General features: G+C 65.7%; 17 protein-coding genes. 6 read left to right on the top strand and 11 right to left on the bottom strand.

Going from position 1 to position 16,479, the window contains the following annotated elements:
- Positions 1–34 precede the first annotated feature (34 nt).
- Complete coding sequence (locus LRC39_RS15870; protein ID WP_346294920.1) at positions 35–322, bottom strand: DUF6916 family protein; 288 nt, start codon at positions 320–322, stop codon at positions 35–37.
- A gap of 164 nt (positions 323–486) precedes the next feature.
- On the opposite strand from LRC39_RS15870, the gene LRC39_RS15865 reads away from it, so the two are divergent.
- Positions 487–1,047, top strand: a complete 561-nt coding sequence (locus LRC39_RS15865; RefSeq protein ID WP_346294919.1) for a GNAT family N-acetyltransferase — start codon at positions 487–489, stop codon at positions 1,045–1,047.
- A 76-nt stretch (positions 1,048–1,123) separates the two neighbouring features.
- Here the strand turns inward: LRC39_RS15865 and LRC39_RS15860 are convergent, their stop codons facing one another.
- The 5 genes from LRC39_RS15860 to radA all read right to left on the bottom strand — a co-directional run bounded on the left by LRC39_RS15860 (position 1,124) and on the right by radA (position 7,165).
- Positions 1,124–2,350 (bottom strand): ABC transporter substrate-binding protein, encoded by a 1,227-nt coding sequence (locus LRC39_RS15860; RefSeq protein WP_346294918.1) that lies wholly within the window; start codon positions 2,348–2,350, stop codon positions 1,124–1,126.
- An 82-nt stretch (positions 2,351–2,432) separates the two neighbouring features.
- On the bottom strand, positions 2,433–3,176 hold the full coding sequence (locus tag LRC39_RS15855) for an SDR family NAD(P)-dependent oxidoreductase (RefSeq protein ID WP_346294917.1): 744 nt from the start codon (positions 3,174–3,176) through the stop codon (positions 2,433–2,435).
- 129 nt (positions 3,177–3,305) lie between these two features.
- Positions 3,306–4,835, bottom strand: a complete 1,530-nt coding sequence (gene purF, locus LRC39_RS15850; protein WP_107344954.1) for an amidophosphoribosyltransferase — start codon at positions 4,833–4,835, stop codon at positions 3,306–3,308.
- A gap of 23 nt (positions 4,836–4,858) precedes the next feature.
- Entirely contained in the window at positions 4,859–5,494 is a 636-nt protein-coding gene (locus LRC39_RS15845; protein ID WP_011158635.1) for a CvpA family protein, read from the bottom strand.
- A gap of 213 nt (positions 5,495–5,707) precedes the next feature.
- On the bottom strand, positions 5,708–7,165 hold the full coding sequence (gene radA, locus LRC39_RS15840; RefSeq protein ID WP_346294916.1) for a DNA repair protein RadA: 1,458 nt from the start codon (positions 7,163–7,165) through the stop codon (positions 5,708–5,710).
- 206 nt (positions 7,166–7,371) lie between these two features.
- Here radA and LRC39_RS15835 point away from each other — a divergent pair, with 206 nt between their 5' ends.
- Together LRC39_RS15835 and LRC39_RS15830 are read left to right on the top strand one after the other, a co-directional pair.
- Positions 7,372–9,009, top strand: coding sequence for a hypothetical protein (locus LRC39_RS15835; RefSeq protein ID WP_346294915.1), 1,638 nt, complete (start codon positions 7,372–7,374; stop codon positions 9,007–9,009).
- The gene (locus LRC39_RS15830; protein WP_346294914.1) at positions 9,006–9,263 is read left to right on the top strand and encodes a hypothetical protein; all 258 of its coding nucleotides are present in this window, start codon (positions 9,006–9,008) and stop codon (positions 9,261–9,263) included. The genes LRC39_RS15835 and LRC39_RS15830 overlap by 4 nt, the downstream gene beginning before the upstream one ends.
- 126 nt (positions 9,264–9,389) lie before the next feature.
- On the opposite strand, the gene alr is transcribed toward LRC39_RS15830, so the two are convergent.
- Together alr and LRC39_RS15820 are read right to left on the bottom strand one after the other, a co-directional pair.
- Complete coding sequence (gene alr / locus LRC39_RS15825) at positions 9,390–10,631, bottom strand: alanine racemase (protein ID WP_346294913.1); 1,242 nt, start codon at positions 10,629–10,631, stop codon at positions 9,390–9,392.
- A 67-nt stretch (positions 10,632–10,698) separates the two neighbouring features.
- Positions 10,699–12,195, bottom strand: coding sequence for a replicative DNA helicase (locus tag LRC39_RS15820; RefSeq protein ID WP_107356027.1), 1,497 nt, complete (start codon positions 12,193–12,195; stop codon positions 10,699–10,701).
- Positions 12,196–12,592: 397 nt separating this feature from the next.
- Here LRC39_RS15820 and LRC39_RS15815 point away from each other — a divergent pair, with 397 nt between their 5' ends.
- From LRC39_RS15815 to LRC39_RS15805, 3 genes are all read left to right on the top strand, one after another.
- The gene (locus tag LRC39_RS15815; protein ID WP_107344949.1) at positions 12,593–12,790 is read left to right on the top strand and encodes a hypothetical protein; all 198 of its coding nucleotides are present in this window, start codon (positions 12,593–12,595) and stop codon (positions 12,788–12,790) included.
- A 108-nt stretch (positions 12,791–12,898) separates the two neighbouring features.
- On the top strand, positions 12,899–13,126 hold the full coding sequence (locus tag LRC39_RS15810) for a class I SAM-dependent methyltransferase (RefSeq protein WP_430624897.1): 228 nt from the start codon (positions 12,899–12,901) through the stop codon (positions 13,124–13,126).
- Between the two features lie 284 nt (positions 13,127–13,410).
- Positions 13,411–14,367 carry a hypothetical protein gene (locus LRC39_RS15805; protein WP_346294912.1) on the top strand — a complete coding sequence of 319 codons (957 nt, stop codon included), beginning with the start codon at positions 13,411–13,413 and terminating at the stop codon, positions 14,365–14,367.
- Positions 14,368–14,535: 168 nt separating this feature from the next.
- Here LRC39_RS15805 and rplI read toward each other — a convergent pair whose 3' ends face one another.
- The 3 genes from rplI to rpsR all read right to left on the bottom strand — a co-directional run bounded on the left by rplI (position 14,536) and on the right by rpsR (position 16,476).
- Positions 14,536–15,123, bottom strand: a complete 588-nt coding sequence (gene rplI / locus LRC39_RS15800) for a 50S ribosomal protein L9 (protein ID WP_107344947.1) — start codon at positions 15,121–15,123, stop codon at positions 14,536–14,538.
- 35 nt (positions 15,124–15,158) lie between these two features.
- Positions 15,159–16,109: a hypothetical protein gene (locus LRC39_RS15795; protein WP_264073754.1), complete on the bottom strand. Its 951-nt coding sequence runs from the start codon at positions 16,107–16,109 to the stop codon at positions 15,159–15,161.
- A 127-nt stretch (positions 16,110–16,236) separates the two neighbouring features.
- The gene (gene rpsR / locus LRC39_RS15790) at positions 16,237–16,476 is read right to left on the bottom strand and encodes a 30S ribosomal protein S18 (protein WP_011158623.1); all 240 of its coding nucleotides are present in this window, start codon (positions 16,474–16,476) and stop codon (positions 16,237–16,239) included.
- Positions 16,477–16,479: the final 3 nt, after the last annotated feature.

Genomic DNA, 16,479 nt, shown 5'->3' with positions numbered 1-16,479 from the left:
CTCACCACGCTCTGCTGGGCGTAGCAGAGATCTGTCAATTGAAGACGGCTTGATATCGCCTGCGACCGTTCTTCGGCTGTAGTTGAGAAATCAGGATGGTGTAAGGCCCGCCACGGCCGCAATCGAATTCATAGGCGGCATCGAGCAGGTATACGTCTTCGGCCGATTCAAAGAACAGGCTGAACGGCTCTCGCTCGGCACCGATGAGCAGCGGCTTGCGTTGTAGCCTGACCAGAGTGAGCTCGACCGGCTCGGGAACGGTGGACACGCGGACGGCACGCCCGATCCAGGGTTCGAAATCTTCAGGCTTCATCAGATACATTGGTGACCTCGATCAGGTGCAAATTATCATTCGGAAATGCAGCGTTCGGAGTTCATCCAAACGACAGATAGTATCGCCTTCGATGCGACGGACTGCCTTTGTCGTCAATGAGGCGCCGCAAAGATCCGGTCGGGGCAGATCATCGGGGCGACGGGATGAGTAGAATGGGCGCACATTTCACGTTGACGGTCCCCGGACTGACGATCCGGCCGGCGCGGCCCGAGGATGATGCCTTCTGCCGCAGTCTTTCGGATGCGACGTTGCGGGCGGCATGGGTTAGCATCGACATGCCGGATGAACTGAAGAGCGCGCTACTCATGCAGCAATTCGAAGCGCAGCGGATCGGCTATCGACAGAGCTTTCCGAGGGCTGAGTATTTCATCATTGCGGAGCGGGAGGTCGCCGTCGGTCGACTGGTGGTGGCGGACGAGGTGGGTAGCGACGGGCTGCATGATCAGAGCGAGCCGGATGCGGGCACTACAGGCAGGTCGGCCGAGCTTGCGCTACGTCTCGTCGATATCGCGCTGCTGCCGGCCGCGCAGGGACGTGGCATCGGGCGCGAGGTGATCGCGAGCCTCGCCCGCGCGGGGCGGGCGGTCGGGGCGCAGCGCCTGACATTGTCCGTGCAGCCATCCAATGATCGCGCGCGCAGCCTGTATCTTCGGCTGGGCTTCGTCGAGACGGACTGCGAGGCGTCGTGGCAGATGACGATGCGGCTGAACTGACCGGCGCCCCGGCCAAAATGATGATGGCCGGGGCAGACCCCGGCCATGATCAACTTCGCGAAGGGGCGGAGGGACGTTACTTTTTGACCAGCGGACACTCGCTGTCCGCCAGCGGACGCGCAGCGTCTTCGGCGGAGATGTCGGCGATCTTCTTGTAGTAGTCCCACGGGCCCTTGGATTCGGCCGGTGACTTCACTTCGAACAGGAACGCCGGCACCATGCGGCGGCCGTCGGCGCGGATCACCGATTTGCCGAACGGCAGATCGTCCGCCGGGATTTCCTTCATCTTGGCGACGACCTTGGCGCCGTCATGCGGATTGCCGCCCATCGCTTCCAGCGTCTTCAGATAGTGCAGCACCGCGGCATACACGCCGGCCTGGGTCATCGACGGCTTGGCGTTGTTCTTGGCCTGCTTCTGGAAGCGGTCCGCGAACGCGCGGGTGTTGTCGTTGAGGTCCCAATAGTAGGACTCGGTGAAGGTCAGGCCTTGCGCCGTCTTCAGCCCGAGCGAGTGCACGTCGTTGATGAACAGCAGCAGCGCGGCCAGCTTTTGTCCGCCCGCGGTGATGCCGAACTCGGCGGCCTGCTTGATCGAGTTGGTGGTGTCGCCGCCGGCATTGGCGAGGCCGATCACCTTGGCCTTCGACGCCTGCGCCTGCAGCAGGAACGACGAGAAGTCCGGGGTGTTCAGCGGATGCTTGACGCTGCCGACCACCTTGCCGCCATTGGCCTTGACGACCGCGGTGGTGTCGCGCTCGAGCGCGGCGCCGAACGCATAGTCGGCGGTGAGGAAGAACCAGGTATCACCGCCGGCCTTGGTCAGTGCCTGACCCGTGCCGTGCGCCAGCATGTAGGTGTCGTACGTCATCGAGATGGTATTGGCGTTGCACGCCTTACCCGTCAGGTCGGCGCTGGCGCCGCCCGAGTTCATCAGGATGTTGTTCTTCTCTTTAACCAGATTGCTGATCGCGAGCGCGACGCCCGAATTCGGCGTGTCGGTGATCAGGTCGACCTTGTCGACATCGATCCACTGCCGCGCCAAGTTGACGCCGACGTCCGGTTTGTTCTGGTGATCGCCGGAGACCAGTTCGATCTTCCAGCCCTTCGCTTCGAGCCCTGAATCAGCGATCGCCATCTTGGCGGCCACCACTGAGTTCGGGCCGCCGATGTCGGCGTACAGGCTCGACATGTCGTTAAGTACGCCGATCTTGGCGGTCTTGTCGCCGGACTGGGCCGACGCCGGCAGGATCAACGCCGCACTCACCAACGCAGCAGCGATGGCGTGCGAGAACACTCCTCTCATCACTTCCCCCTTTGTATGGATAGCTGATTGACTGCGGATGTTTCCCCGCTTGTAGTCAGTCAATCGCGCTGCCGGGCCGAAGTCAATCGGCCTGGGGGTCTTTCAGGGTGCGAGAGGGGCCGTCGAACAGCTTGCCGGTTTCGGTAAAGGACGGCAGGCACAGCGGCAGCAACAGCTCCGCGGCCTGGTCCGGCGTCGGCAGAATTTCCGGGTCTTCGCCCGGCATCACGCTGGCGCGCAGCTTGGTCCGGGTCGGACCGGGATCGAACAGGTTGATGCGGATCGGCGTGGTGTTGACCACTTCCTTGGCCCACACCTGAACCAGCGTTTCCAGGGCGGCCTTCGATGCCGCATACGGGCCGCGGTAGCCCGGCGCCTTGCCGCCGGCGCGCGAGGTCAGGAAGACGGCACGGCCGGCATCGGAGGCCCGCAGCAGCGGTTCCATGCAGCGCACGAGCTGGAAGTTCACATTCAGGTTGATGCCGATGACGTCGAGCCACGGCTTCAGCTCGATATGGCCGAGCGGCGAAGACGGGCCTCCGATGCCGGCGTTACCGACCAGGACATCGAGCTTGCCGTGGCGTTCGTAGATCGTGCCGCCGAGGCGGCCGATCGCCTGATAGTCGGTGAGATCGAGCGGGACCAGCGTCAGCGGATGACCGCCGTCCTTACGCACCTCGTCGTCGAGCTCTTCGAGACCGCCCTGGGTGCGGGCGACGGCGATGACGTGCGCGCCGGCCTTGGCGAGCGCCTTGGCGGTGGCGTAGCCGATGCCGCGCGAGGCGCCGGTGACGAGAGCGATGCGGGAGGCGAGAGGTTGGGTCATGTCAGGTCCGGCTCAAGATATATCGCGCATTGTCATACGCGGACCGGACCGGAGTATCCATCCTCTAAAAGAGGTATCGTGGGCGTCGTCACCGGCGTGGCCGATGACGACGTCAAGGCCGTGGCCGGATCAGCTCGCCTCGGCCAGCAGCGACAATTGCCGCGGCGCCGACTCGGTCTGATTGAGATCGGTGAGGCCGGTCGGATAGTCACCGGTAAAGCAGTGGTCGGTGAACTTCGGCAACGCCGGATCGCGGCCGGGTTCGCCCATCGCGCGATAGATGCCGTCGACCGACAGGAATGCCAGCGTGTCGGCGCCGATCAGGTCGCGCATCTCTTCGAGCGAATGCGTCGCGGCCAGCAGGCCGGCGCGATCCGGGGTGTCGATGCCGTAATAGTCCGGGTGGGTGATCGGCGGTGAGGCGATGCGGAAGTGCACCTCGCGGGCCCCGGCATCGCGCATCATCTTCACGATCTTCTTCGACGTGGTGCCGCGGACGAGGCTGTCGTCGATCAGCACGATCCGCTTGCCTTCGATCGCGGCGCGGTTGGCCGAGTGCTTCATCCGGACGCCGAGTTCGCGCACGCTCTGGGTCGGCTGAATGAAGGTGCGGCCGACATAGTGGTTGCGGATGATGCCGAGCTCGAACGGCACGCCGGACTGCCGCGAATAACCGATCGCCGCCGGCACGCCGGAATCCGGCACCGGCACGATGACGTCCGACTCGACGTGGCTCTCGAGTGCCAGCTGGGCGCCGAACGCCTTGCGAACGTCGTACACCGAACGGCCGCCGACGATGGAGTCCGGACGGGCGAAGTAGATGTATTCGAAGATGCAGGGGCGGGGCGGCTGCGGCGGGAACGGCTTGTGGCTGGTGACGCCGTGGCGGTCGAACACGATGACTTCGCCGGGCTCGACGTCGCGGACGTAATGCGCGCCGATGATGTCGAGCGCACAGGTCTCCGACGCCAGGATCGGGCAGCCGTCGAGTTCGCCGAGCACCAGCGGGCGGATGCCGAGCGGATCACGGGCGCCGACCAGTTTCTTGTTGGTCAGCGACACCAGCGAATAGGCACCTTCCAGCGCGCGCAGCGACTCGATGAAGCGCTCGATGAAGCGCGTTTTCTTGGAGTGCGCGACGAGATGCAGGATCACTTCGGTGTCGGTGGTCGACTGCATGATCGCGCCGCTGCGGATCAGCTCACGGCGCAGGGTGAGACCGTTGGTGAGGTTGCCGTTGTGGCCGACCGCGAAACCGCCGGCGTTGAGCTCGGCGAACAGCGGCTGGACGTTGCGCAGGATGGTCTCGCCGGTGGTCGAATAGCGGACGTGGCCGATCGCCGAATTGCCCGGCAGCCGCGCGATCACGTCGGCGCGCGAGAAGGTGTCACCGACCAGGCCGAGGCGACGTTCGGAATGAAACCGGCCGTTGTCGAACGACACGATACCAGCCGCTTCCTGGCCGCGGTGCTGCAGGGCGTGCAGGCCGAGCGCGGTGATCGCGGCGGCATCGGGGTGCCCGAAAATGCCGAACACGCCGCACTCTTCGCGCAGCGTGTCACCGTCAGTATCGAAAACGGTATCGTCGAGGATGTGTTGGTCGCGAGCGTCCGAAGCGGGCGTTGCGGCGTCGTCGGAAGAGCTGGGCATCGCGTCCATCGCGCCTCTCATGTGGGACACGCTCAGCGCGTGGCCGGTTTGCCCTCTATCAGCTTTTTCAGGCCGTCACGGGCAGGTTTGCTATAGCCGTCATTGGCACCGGGAGCAGCCGAATCCTCGGTCTGCTGCTGGTCTTCTTCCGGCTTGTTCTTCTTGAACCGTTTCAAGATGGTATTTTCAGGGTCGTCCGGCAAGAGCGTCATCAGCCAATCACCGGTTCCTTGCAGAACCGTGCGCGACTTCGCGTTGGTGACCCACTCGGGGCGCTGCTTGTCCGGCACCAGCCAGTTGAAGAACAGATACGCCACCACCACGATCAGCAGACCGCGGGCGAGACCGAACAGGAAGCCGAGGGTGCGATCAAGCGCGCCAATGCGCGAATCCAGGATCATGTCCGAGATCCGCACCGTGATGATCGACACGATGATCAGGGTGCCGAGGAAGACGCCGGCGATCACCACCACGGCGGCGACCGTCTCAGACGAGAAATAGGTCCGCGCCGTCGGCATCAGCTTCTGGAATGCGTACAGCGTCACCAGCGCGGCGGCGCCCCAGGCCGCGATCGACAGCACTTCGCGCATGAAGCCGCGCACCATCGCGAGCAGCCCCGACACCAACATCACCGCGAGAACAACGAGATCAAGGATGGTAATCGGCATCGGCAGGTCAGGTCCGCTCGGTCAGCACAACGGCGAATCGGCGTGCACGGGGTCGGCACAGGTGACGGTGGTATGGCACGCGACGCAAGGCGAGAAAACCACCCCCGTCCGCCTCGCCACAGCAATGTTCCGCTGGGTTAAAGCTTGGTGGCCGGATACGTTCAGCTTGCGCGGGCGTTGTATAGCGGCGCGCTCCCGAAACGTCACGCCGCTTCAACCCTCCTGGCGCCGGAATCGCGCCGGTGTTGCATTTGAGGCAGCTTTCGTCCGCTGCGCACCATCGTCGTCGCCCCGCCGTGTGCCGCGCGCAGCGATATCCGCCACCAGGCTGGAGAGGCCGCCGACGGACTGCAGCGTCAGCCCGGCATCGCTCGGCGCTTCGCCGCGGGTCTGTTCCGGCAGCACGGCGCGGGCGAAGCCAAGTTTGGCGGCTTCCTTCAGCCGTGCCGGGGTCTGCGCCACCGGGCGCACCGCGCCGGACAGCGAAATCTCGCCGAAATAAACCGCATCGGTCGGCAGCGGCGCGTTCGCCAGCGACGACACCAGCGCGGCGGCGGCGGCGAGGTCGGCGGCGGGCTCGTTGATGCGCAGGCCGCCGGCGACGTTGAAATAGACGTCGTAGCCGCTCAGCTTGACGCCGCAATGCGCCTCGAGCACCGCGAGCACCATCGACAGCCGTGCCGAATCCCATCCGACCACCGCGCGCCGCGGCGTGCCGAGCGTCGAGGGGGCCACCAGTGCCTGTAATTCCACCAGTACCGGCCGAGTGCCTTCGATGCCGGCAAACACCGCGGTGCCCGGCGAGCCGAGGTCCCGCTCGGACAGAAACAGCTCCGACGGGTTGCTGACTTCGCGCAGGCCCAGGCCGGTCATTTCGAACACGCCGATTTCGTCGGTCGGGCCGAAACGGTTCTTCACCGAGCGCAGGATGCGGAACTGCTGCGAGCCTTCGCCTTCGAACGACAGCACTGCGTCAACCATGTGCTCGACCACGCGGGGGCCGGCGATCTGGCCGTCCTTGGTGACGTGGCCGACCAGGATGATCGCCGCGCCGGTCTTCTTGGCGAAGCGGATCAGCGCCTGCGCCGAGGCGCGGACCTGGGTCACCGTGCCGGGCGCGGACTCCACCGTGTCGGTCCACATCGTCTGGATCGAGTCGATCACGATCAGCTTCGGCGTCGCGCCTTCCGACAGCGTTGCGATGATGTCCTCGACGGAGGTCTCGGCCGCGAGCTCGACAGGCGCTGAGGCGAGCCCGAGCCGTTCGGCGCGCAGCCGCACCTGGGCGATCGCTTCTTCGCCGGAGATGTAAACGGTGCGGTGACCGGCTTTGGCCATCAGACTGGTCGCCTGCGTCAGCAGCGTCGACTTGCCGATGCCCGGATCGCCGCCGACCAGCAGCACCGAGCCGCGCACGAAGCCGCCACCGGTGACGCGGTCGAGCTCCGCCATGCCGGAGGGCAGGCGGGGAGCGTCGTTGCTCTTGCCGGCCAGCGATTCCAGCTTGAACGTCCGGCCGCGTCGCTTGGCGCGGATCGACACCGGCACCGCGTTGTCACCGGCTTCCTCGACCAGCGTATTCCACTCGCCGCAAGCCTCGCACTTGCCCTGCCAGCGATTGAACGCCGCGCCGCAGTTCTGACAGACGAAGGAAGAGGAAGCTTTGGCCATGACGTCCACGTGGATGGGAAGAAAGCGCCCGACACCAAGACGGCCCGGCAGTCACCGAATATGTTCGCTTTTTGTTCCAGATGCAAGTCGCCGCGCCCGATTGAAGGCGATCGTCGGCCACCTTTCACAGGTTGCATTGACCTGGTGCTAACCCGCGGCCGCGATGATCCGCCGCCAACAGAGAACGGGGCGAGGGACTGCGCGTGATGATCAAGGCTGCCGATGCCGCGCCGGGCGGCGGACCGACGCTTGGCTGGTGGGCCGCGGCGGCTGCGCTTCTCGTGGTGCTGCTGGTGCCGTTGCTGATGGTCGATGTGCCGCCGGTGCTCGACTATCCTAATCATCTGGCGCGCTACTTCGTGCTGGCGCATCCGGACGATCCATTCCTGTCGCAGGTGTACGCGCCGCATTGGCGGATCCTGCCCAATCTCGGCATGGACGTGATCGGCGCGGCGCTGCTGAAAGTGTCGAGCGTTCACGTCGGCGGCCGCATCCTGCTGGCGCTCAGCCTGCTGATGCCGGTGATCGGTGCCATCGTGTACCACCGCGTGGTGTTCGGCCGGTTCTCGTATTGGTCGCTCGCCTCCGGCGTCGTCGCCTACAATGCGGTGTTCTTCCTCGGATTCATGAATTTCCTGCTGTCGCTCGGCCTGGCGCTGATCGGCGCGGCCGCGTGGATCGCGCTGCGCCGGCGTAACCGCAACACGGCGGCCGTGGTGATCGGCGCTACCTTCGCCGCGTTGACGTTCTTCTCGCACATCTTCGGCGTCGCGCTGTTCGCGCTTCTGATCGGCAGCGAAGAGATGGCGCGGATCATGCGCACCCGGCGTGATCGCGCGCCGGTGTTTGGCGAGACGGCCGTCTCGGCACTGCTGCTGGCGCTCGCGCTGGCTCCAGCGGTCGCGCTGTATCTGGCAAGCCCGCTCTCCGAAGCCGGCGCCAGCGTCGGACCATGGCGCGGCCTCGCCAAGCTATGGGACCTGTTTGCGCCGGTGATGACGACCAGCGAAGTCGTGACGATGCTGAGCGTCGCTGCGTTGTTGATCACGCTGGGGCTGGCGATCCGCGGCGCGCGGCTTGCGTCGGCGTTGCCGCTGACTCTGCTGGTGCTGGCGGCGGGCTTTGTCATCGTGCCGGCGATGTACAAAGGCGGCAGCTTTCTCGACATTCGCCTCGCGGTGATGGCGGCCGTGCTGCTGTTCGCAGGCATGTTGCCACAGCTCTCGCCGCGCCGTGCTGCGGCGGTGGCGGCGCTGGTGATCGCGCTGATTGCCGGCCGCTCGGCCTATGTGGCGCAGGGCTGGTACGACCATCGCCACGATCTCGCCGAACTGCGCGCTGCGATCGCCCATGTCGAGCCTGGCGAGCGGGTGCTGATGGCCCGCGGCCGCGAAGTCGATATCATTGCCGCGGCGCAGGCCGGGCGCGCGCTGGCCCGCTACTTTCCGCTCGACAATCACGTCGGCGCGCTGCTGACGATCGAGCGGCGCGCGTTCTGGCCGCTGATGTTCGCCGACGCCACGCAGCAGCCGCTGGTGGTGAAGCCGGCGTTCGCGTCCTATGCGGCGCCGCTGTGCGAGCCGGTGGAGCTGGCGTTGTTGATGGAGACGGCGTCGCTGCAGGTCGGGCAGGCGGGGCACCGCTGCAAGACGTATCTCGCCGACTGGCCGCACCGCTTCGACGCGGTGCTGATGCTGGAGCCGCCGGCCGCGGCGCCGTCGCCGGAACTGTCGCCGGTCTATCGAGGCAATTATGTCGCGCTGTATCGCGTGACGCCGCCGAAGGCCGAGCCGGGTTCCGCTGGCCGCGTTCATGCCGGTGAGGTAAGCTCGCCGGTGCAATGACCCCGCGCCGTCACGATAGCGATTACGAACGCCGCAAGTGGCGTCAGGTCGCCGGCCATTTCGGCATGGGCGCGGCATTCGGAGCGCTGTTCGCAGCGATCGTGCTATACAACAATTACTTCGGCCTGTCGGGCGTGATCGCGACCAGCGAGGCGCCGACTTTGGTGCGGATCATCTTCGTGGTCGGCGTTGCCGGATCATTCGCCTTCATGGCGGCGATCACCGGCTTTCTGTTTCTGGTCCACGAGGATTGAAAAATTAAGTGAGGCCCATCCGTCATTGCGAGCGAAGCGAAGCAATCCAGCGCAGTGCACTGGGCTGGATTGCTTCGTCGCTTCGCTCTTCGCAATGACGGGGAGAGTTGTAGTTGAAGCCGGGCGTCAGCTCGCCGGAGCCACCGGCTCGACCGCTCCCGGTTCGGTCGCCGGCTTGGCGTCGCCGCCTTTGTAGATCCGGGTGTAGCGCCGGCCGAGGCTGGTCAGCACTTCGTAGCCGATCGTCCCGAAGTGATGGCCGAGTTCGTCGACGGTGATGCCGTCGCCGATCAGGGTCGCCATCATGCCGCGGCGCGCGGCGTTGGCGGGCAGGTCGGTGACGTCGACCGCGAGCAGATCCATCGAGATCCGGCCGGCGATCGGACAGCGCTGGCCGGCGATGATCACATCGGCGCCGCGGGTGCCGTCGCTCGAACCGGCGGCACGGAAGTAACCGTCCGCATAGCCGGCCGACACCACCGCGATCTTGCTCGGGCGCCGTGCACTCCAGGTCGCGCCGTAGCCGACGGTGTCGCCGCGCTCGACGCTGCGGACCTGGACGATCCGCGCTTTCAGGTCGACCACCGGCTGCATCGGATTGTCGGCTTCCGGCGTTGGATTGATGCCGTACAGCGCCGCGCCGGGGCGGACCAGATCGAACGCGAACTGCGGACCCCGGAAGATGCCCGACGACGCCGACAGTGACGCCGGCACGCCGGCGAATTGACCGGCGATCTCGCGAAATGTCGCGGCCTGCTTGGCATTGAGCTGATGGTTGACGAGATCGGCGCAGGCGAGGTGGCTGATCACCAGCGTGATGCCATGGTCACCGGCGATGATGCGCGGCACGATGCCTTGCGCTTCGACGACGGTCAGGCCGAGCCGGCTCATGCCGGTGTCGATGTGGAGTGCGGCACCGCCGCGCCAGCCGGTGCGGCGGCAGAACACGTCCCATTCGGCGAGTTCGTACAGATCACCGATCACGGGTTGGCAGTTCAGCTTGGCGAATTCATCGCCGGAGTTCGGGAAGAACCCATCGAGCACGTACAGCGTCGCCTCGGGGGCGGCTTCGCGCACGATGCGTGCTTCGCTCAGCGTGGCGACGAAGAAGGTCTTGCAGCCGGCCGCGAGCAGCGCCTTGGTGACCGGACCGGCGCCGCAGCCATAGGCGTCACCTTTGACCACGCCGGCGCATTCGGAGGGGATCGCGGTCTTCTCGAGCTTGCGCCAGTTCGCGACCAGCGCGTCGAGATCGACGGTGAGAATGCCGGTTGCGGCCGCGTTGGCCGCGGCGAACTCAGCAGCTTTGCCCGCCTCCGGCGTCAACAACTCGGCGACGGTGGCGTTCGGATCGGGAAGGATATGCATGGCGCACCTTATGCGTTGCCTGCAGCGCGTTCAACGGCGGCCGGCGCGGCTCAGATCCGCTTCGGCATCAAATCCGTTCGGGCAGATGGCTGTCGTCGGTGAGATCGCTGAAGCGGGTGAACTGACCTTCGAACTGCAGATCGACGGTGCCGGTCGGACCGTGACGCTGCTTTGCGATGATCACTTCGGCCTTGCCGTGCACCAGCTCCATGTCGGTCGCCCACTTCTCGTGCTCGGGCGTACCGGGCCGCGGCTCCTTGTTCTGCAGATAGTATTCCTCGCGGAACACAAAGATCACGACGTCGGCGTCCTGCTCGATCGAACCGGATTCACGCAAGTCGGAGAGCTGCGGGCGCTTGTCGTCGCGGGATTCGACCTGACGCGAGAGCTGCGACAGCGCGATGACGGGGACGTTCAATTCCTTCGCCAGCGCTTTCAGACTGGTGGTGATTTCGGTGACTTCCTGGACGCGGTTGTCGCCTTTCTTGCTCGAGCCCTGCAGCAGCTGGATGTAGTCGACCACGATCATGTCGAGGCCCTTTTGCCGCTTCAGACGGCGGGCGCGGGCGGTGAGCTGGGCAATCGACAGACCGCCGGTTTCGTCGACGTAAAGCGGCAGCGACTGCAGCTCGATCGAGACGTCGCGGAGCTTGTCGAAGTCGGATTCCGAGATGCCGCCGCGGCGGATCTTGCTCGACGCGATCTCGGCCTGCTCGGCGAGAATACGGGTGGCGAGCTGTTCGGCCGACATTTCGCAACTGAAGAAGCCGACGATGCCGCCATTGACGGTCTTGGTCGAGCCGTCCGGCTGCACTTCGCCGCGATAGGCCTTGGCGACGTTGTAGGCGATGTTGGTGGCGAGCGCGGTCTTGCCCATGCCGGGACGGCCGGCGAGCACGATCAAGTCGGAGTGCTGCAGACCGCCCATCCGGGTGTCGAGGTCGCGCAGTCCGGTGGAGATGCCCGACAGCTTTCCGTCGCGCTGGAACGCCTTCGCCGCCATGTCGACGGCGGTGGTCAGCGCCTGGGAGAATTTCTGGAAGCCGCCGTCGTAGCGGCCGGATTCCGCCAGCTCGTACAGCCGGCGCTCAGCGTCTTCGATCTGGTTCTTCGGCGCGAAGTCGACCGGCGCATCGAAGGCGACGTTGACCATGTCGGTGCCGATGCCGATCAGATCGCGGCGCAGCGACAGTTCGTAGATCGTCCGCCCGTAGTCCTGGGCGTTGATGATGGTGGTGGCTTCGGCGGCGAGGCGCGCCAGGTATTGCGCGACCGTCAGGCCGCCGAGATCGAGATCGGCCGCCAGGAACGTTTTCAGTGTGACCGGGGTGGCGATCTTGCCGGCGCGGATGATGCTGGCAGCGGTCTCGAAGATGGTCTGGTGGATCGGCTCGAAAAAGTGCTTCGGCTCGAGGAAGTCCGACACCCGGTAGAACGCGTCATTGTTGACCAGGATCGCGCCCAGCAGGGCCTGTTCGGCCTCGATGTTGTGCGGCGCGGTCCGGAAAGCCGGCGCACCGGGTTCCGGCGCGAGCTTCAGAACGTTCGAATCAGATGCGGCCATAGCTCTCGAATATCGGGTCGAATTTGTCGGATGCGGGGCGCGACTAAAGCGCCGATTTGCTCGGGAGCGAAAGCCGCAATCGCGCGTTATGCACCAGCGCGACAAGGATGTGGATGACCGCAACAGCCGCCATCACCCGTGCTTGACGCGTTCCGGCGTGGCCTTCGGCGGCATTGAACCTCCAGCGGCGCTCGGACGACAGTTCAAAATGGACGGTCGAGACAGATCGATCCGCTCCAGTCGGGGATTCGTAAGAATTTTCGGCGAGGATAGCGGCAAGACGCGATCACCGAGGCTCCCCGACGGGATGCACTCGAACAAGGTGACGCGGGACAGGGCAAGAGCGTCGAGGACTTCGCAGCGGCTCGCGAGGCGCCTCGGATGATGGACAGAGCAGATGGCGCAGCAGTATTGCCACGACCACTCCGACCGCGATTGGCTGACCTCGCTGATCGATTCCTTCGAGCGCGCCTCGGCTGAAGAGGCCGAGCATCGGCCTTGCGACCGCGAACTGCTGTGCGCTGCCGAGGCTCATCTGGCACGCCCGCTGCCCCTTGCGCCGGATCATGAGGATCCGGTCCGTCTCGTCAGCTGAGAATTCCAACACTGCCCGGCGGCTTCACTCGCCGGCGCGTTGCAGCCGTGGCTTGCGGCTGTTTCAATCCCGCGGAGTCGTTTTTCCTCCGCCGCGCTATAGTCGCGTGTGTCGGCTGTTGATCACTCCGACAACTACTTCCGCCGACGTGCCGAATTGCTCAAGGCCGACGGCGTGATGTTGCGGCATTCGATCGGCCGCTCCGATGGCCCCCGGCTTCACCAATCCTTGGATCGCCAAATACATCTTCCGGGGGGCTGCCTGCCGGCCCTCCCGAAGGTGGCCGAACGGTCATACGACGCGTGGTTTGTGGTGCCGTGTTGGATGAGCGGCTGAGCAGAGCAGACAAAATACTCCGTCCATCGACTTGCCCCAAAACCGGACGCCGACAGCGAAGGGTCGCCTCGACTGCATCAAGGGCGGCCGTGCAGCTTTGTTCTTATCGCTGTGACCCGGCCGCGGCCGAAGCGTTCACAGGTAACATCCGCGTCATGACCAACAGGCTGATCAGCTGCCTCATTTCATGCACGGTGATGTTCCATCTCTCCCTTCCAATCATCTCACAATTCGCTAAAAGGTCACCGCCGCTACAGCGGCGATTGTTTGCATCGGAGGGCTAAATGGTAAGCCGATTGCTCAGTTCGGTAGCGGTACTGCTCGCGCTTGGGATCACCGTCGCGCAGCCCGCCCGGGCCCAGAATTTAGAGGCGGGCAAGAGCTCGGCACAGATCTTCACGAGCACCTGCTCGGTCTGCCATAAGAGCCCGCGTGGCCTGCTCCGCACCGTGCCGCCGAATGCGGTCGGGTCGTTCCTGAGACAGCATTACACCACCAGCGCCGAAATGGCGTCGGCGCTCGGCGCCTATCTGGTGTCGAACGGCGCCACCGACGCTCGCAGCCGGCAGGATGGACCTGCCGAGCCGAAGCAGCGGCGCCAGCGTCGCGGCGCTCCCGAAGCGGTTGCTCCGGACGAGGCTGCGCCGGCGCCGCAGGCGGAAGAGCCCAAGATTCAGCGCGGTCGCAAGTCCAAGCGCCGTGCTGCCCCAGTCGAGGCTGCGCCTCCGGCGGAGAGCGCAGCTCCGGCCCCGGGCGCCGAAGCCGAACCGACCGCCGCGCCTGAGCCGGAAGCCAAGCCGACCAAGAAGCGCCGCGACAAGAAGCGGCTGCGCGAGAAGCCGGCTCAGCCCGAAGCTGCCAAACCTGAAGCCGCCAAGCCGGAGGCGCCTGCGGCTGAGCCCAACAAGGGCGAGGTTGGCGCTGATCCGAAGCATGGAGCTGGCAAGCCCGCTGCGGCGCCGGCGGCCGAAACTCCCGCGCGCACTGATCCGGTGCCTGCGGTGACCCCGGCGCCGAAGGCTGCGGAGCCTGAGCCGGTCAAGCCGGCGGCTCCGTCCGAGACCAAGGCGCCCGAATCTGCCGCGCCGGCCGCCGCGACGCCGAAGCCGGCTGCTCCGCCGCCGTCACCGGCCGGTCCGCCGGCCCGACAGTCGGAAACGCCATCGGCGCCGTCGACCGAAGTGGTGCCGCCGCCCGTGCAGGCGCCGTCCGGATCGGGCGACGTGCCGGCCTCGAAATAACCACTCAGGTGTTCTGACGATCAAAGGGCCGCGCGATGCGCGGCCCTTTTTCGTTGGCTGTCAGCCAAGGCGGGTTCTGGAGATTGTGCCCGGCCTACGAGTGGGCAACAGAAAGCCCGGCCTGATTGCTCAGGCCGGGCTCCGGAAATGATCGGCTGCAGGCGAGACTTACTGCTCGGCCGGCTGCTCTTCGCCGAACTCCGCGTCCGGATCGAAGAACTCGCCGGCGGCGGCGAGCGCCTCGGCGGCGGCGTCTTCGTCCTCGCGGCGGGTCGAGATGTCTTCACCGCGGTTGATGCGCTCGGCTTCCTCGGCGCTGCGCGCCACGGTGACCGACACCTCGACTTCGACTTCCGGATGCACCGCGACCTGGATCGAGTGCTTGCCGATGGTCTTGATCGGGGCGTCGAGCAGCACCTGGCTGCGATCGATCTTGACGCCCTGGCCGTCGAAGCTGGCGATGATGTCGCGCACCGACACCGAACCGAACAGCTGGCCGCCTTCCGACGCCTGGCGGATGACCACCACGTTCTGACCTTCGATCTTCTCCGCGACCTTGGTGGCTTCGGCCTTCGCGGCGATGTTACGCGCCTCGAGATCGGCCTTCATGTGCTCGTACTTCTCGCGGTTGGCGGCGGTGGCGCGCAGCGCCTTGCCGCGCGGCAGCAGGAAGTTGCGCGCGAAACCGTCCTTGACGCGGACCAGCTCGCCCATCTGACCGAGCTTGGCGACACGTTCCAGTAGAATGACTTCCATGATGATCTCCTCGTGTGTTTGCGAAAGACGTTGAACTAGTGAGTAGGGGGAGGCGGCATTGAGCGGCGCTCGAAGTAGCGCTGCCGTAGATTGAGGAAGGCGTCGCCGAGGCCAAGTGCGATCAGGCCGACGGCGGGCCAGAGGAAGATCAGCATCAACGCGTAGGTCGAGCTGAGCAGAAACAGTCGGCTGCGCGACGCCATCGTCAGCGTGTGCAGGGTCGCCGCACCGGTGAGCCCATAGGCGACGAACAGCGCCGCGCTGGCGGTCTTGCCGAACATCGAGGTCAGGCCGCCGACGAAGCTGAGTGCGAGCGCCAGCGACAACACCGCCAGGGTCATCGGCGGCAGTGTCACGGTCCGCAGATCCGGCCACGGACGGCCAAGGCGGTTGGAGGCGGAGGTAATCTTTGCAGCCAGCCACAGATTGAGCGTGAGCGTCACCATCGCCACCGTGGCGGCGGCAGGCGGCGCGATCGCGACCAGCGCGTCAACGAGAGCGGCGTCGCTGCCGGGCGTGCTGCGCGGACCGAGCGCGCGCTGCAGGCCGTTGCGCAGGCCATCATTGATGGCGGCGCCGTCGGTGCCGAGCGTGAACAGAGCGGCCATCGTGGTGGTGGCGGCAAAGCCTGCCATCCAAACCACCAGGCGGCCGACCGGGTACCATTCCAGCGCGGGCGTTTCGCCTTGCGCGGCTTCCGCGGGGCGCGCCAGCAGCGCGAGATGACCAAGCCAGCAGGCCGGCACGGCGATCGTCACGACAAATGCAATGGCGTAGGAGAAGCTGACCAGCGCAGCGAGGCCGATGGCGGCGACCAGACCGCCGATCGCGGCGGCGAGCACGCCCCAGCCCAGCGCGGCCACCATCAGCGGCAGCGGTGCCAGATAGAACAGCAGCAGGGAGATCAGCGCGCCCGAAACGATCGAGACGAACATCAGCGCCGAAGCACAGCCGGCGGCGAGCGCGATCAGAATGTTGATCATCATCAGCTGTCCCGCTCCCTTCGAGCGGTTAGAGGCGTTTCGCCCCAACCATCGGCGACCGGACGACCCGGAAGCCTTATGAGAAAAAAGACGAGAGCCCCGCGGCGCGAACGCCGCGGGGGTGCTTCGATTAGCGGATCACGTAGGGCAGCAGACCGAGGAAGCGGGCGCGCTTGATGGCGCGCGCGAGCTCGCGCTGCTTCTTGGCGGACACGGCGGTGATGCGGCTCGGCACGATCTTGCCGCGCTCCGAGACGTAACGCATCAGCAGCTTGGAGTCCTTGTAATCGATCTTCGGCGCATTCGCTCCCGTGAACGGGCAGGTCTTGCGGCGGCGGAAGAACGGACGGCGTGCACCTGCTTCAGCCATGAT

The sequence above is a fragment of the Rhodopseudomonas sp. P1 genome (genome assembly GCF_039642825.1).
GTDB lineage: Bacteria > Pseudomonadota > Alphaproteobacteria > Rhizobiales > Xanthobacteraceae > Rhodopseudomonas > Rhodopseudomonas palustris_H.
This window is presented reverse-complemented; position numbering and strand designations above follow the sequence as displayed.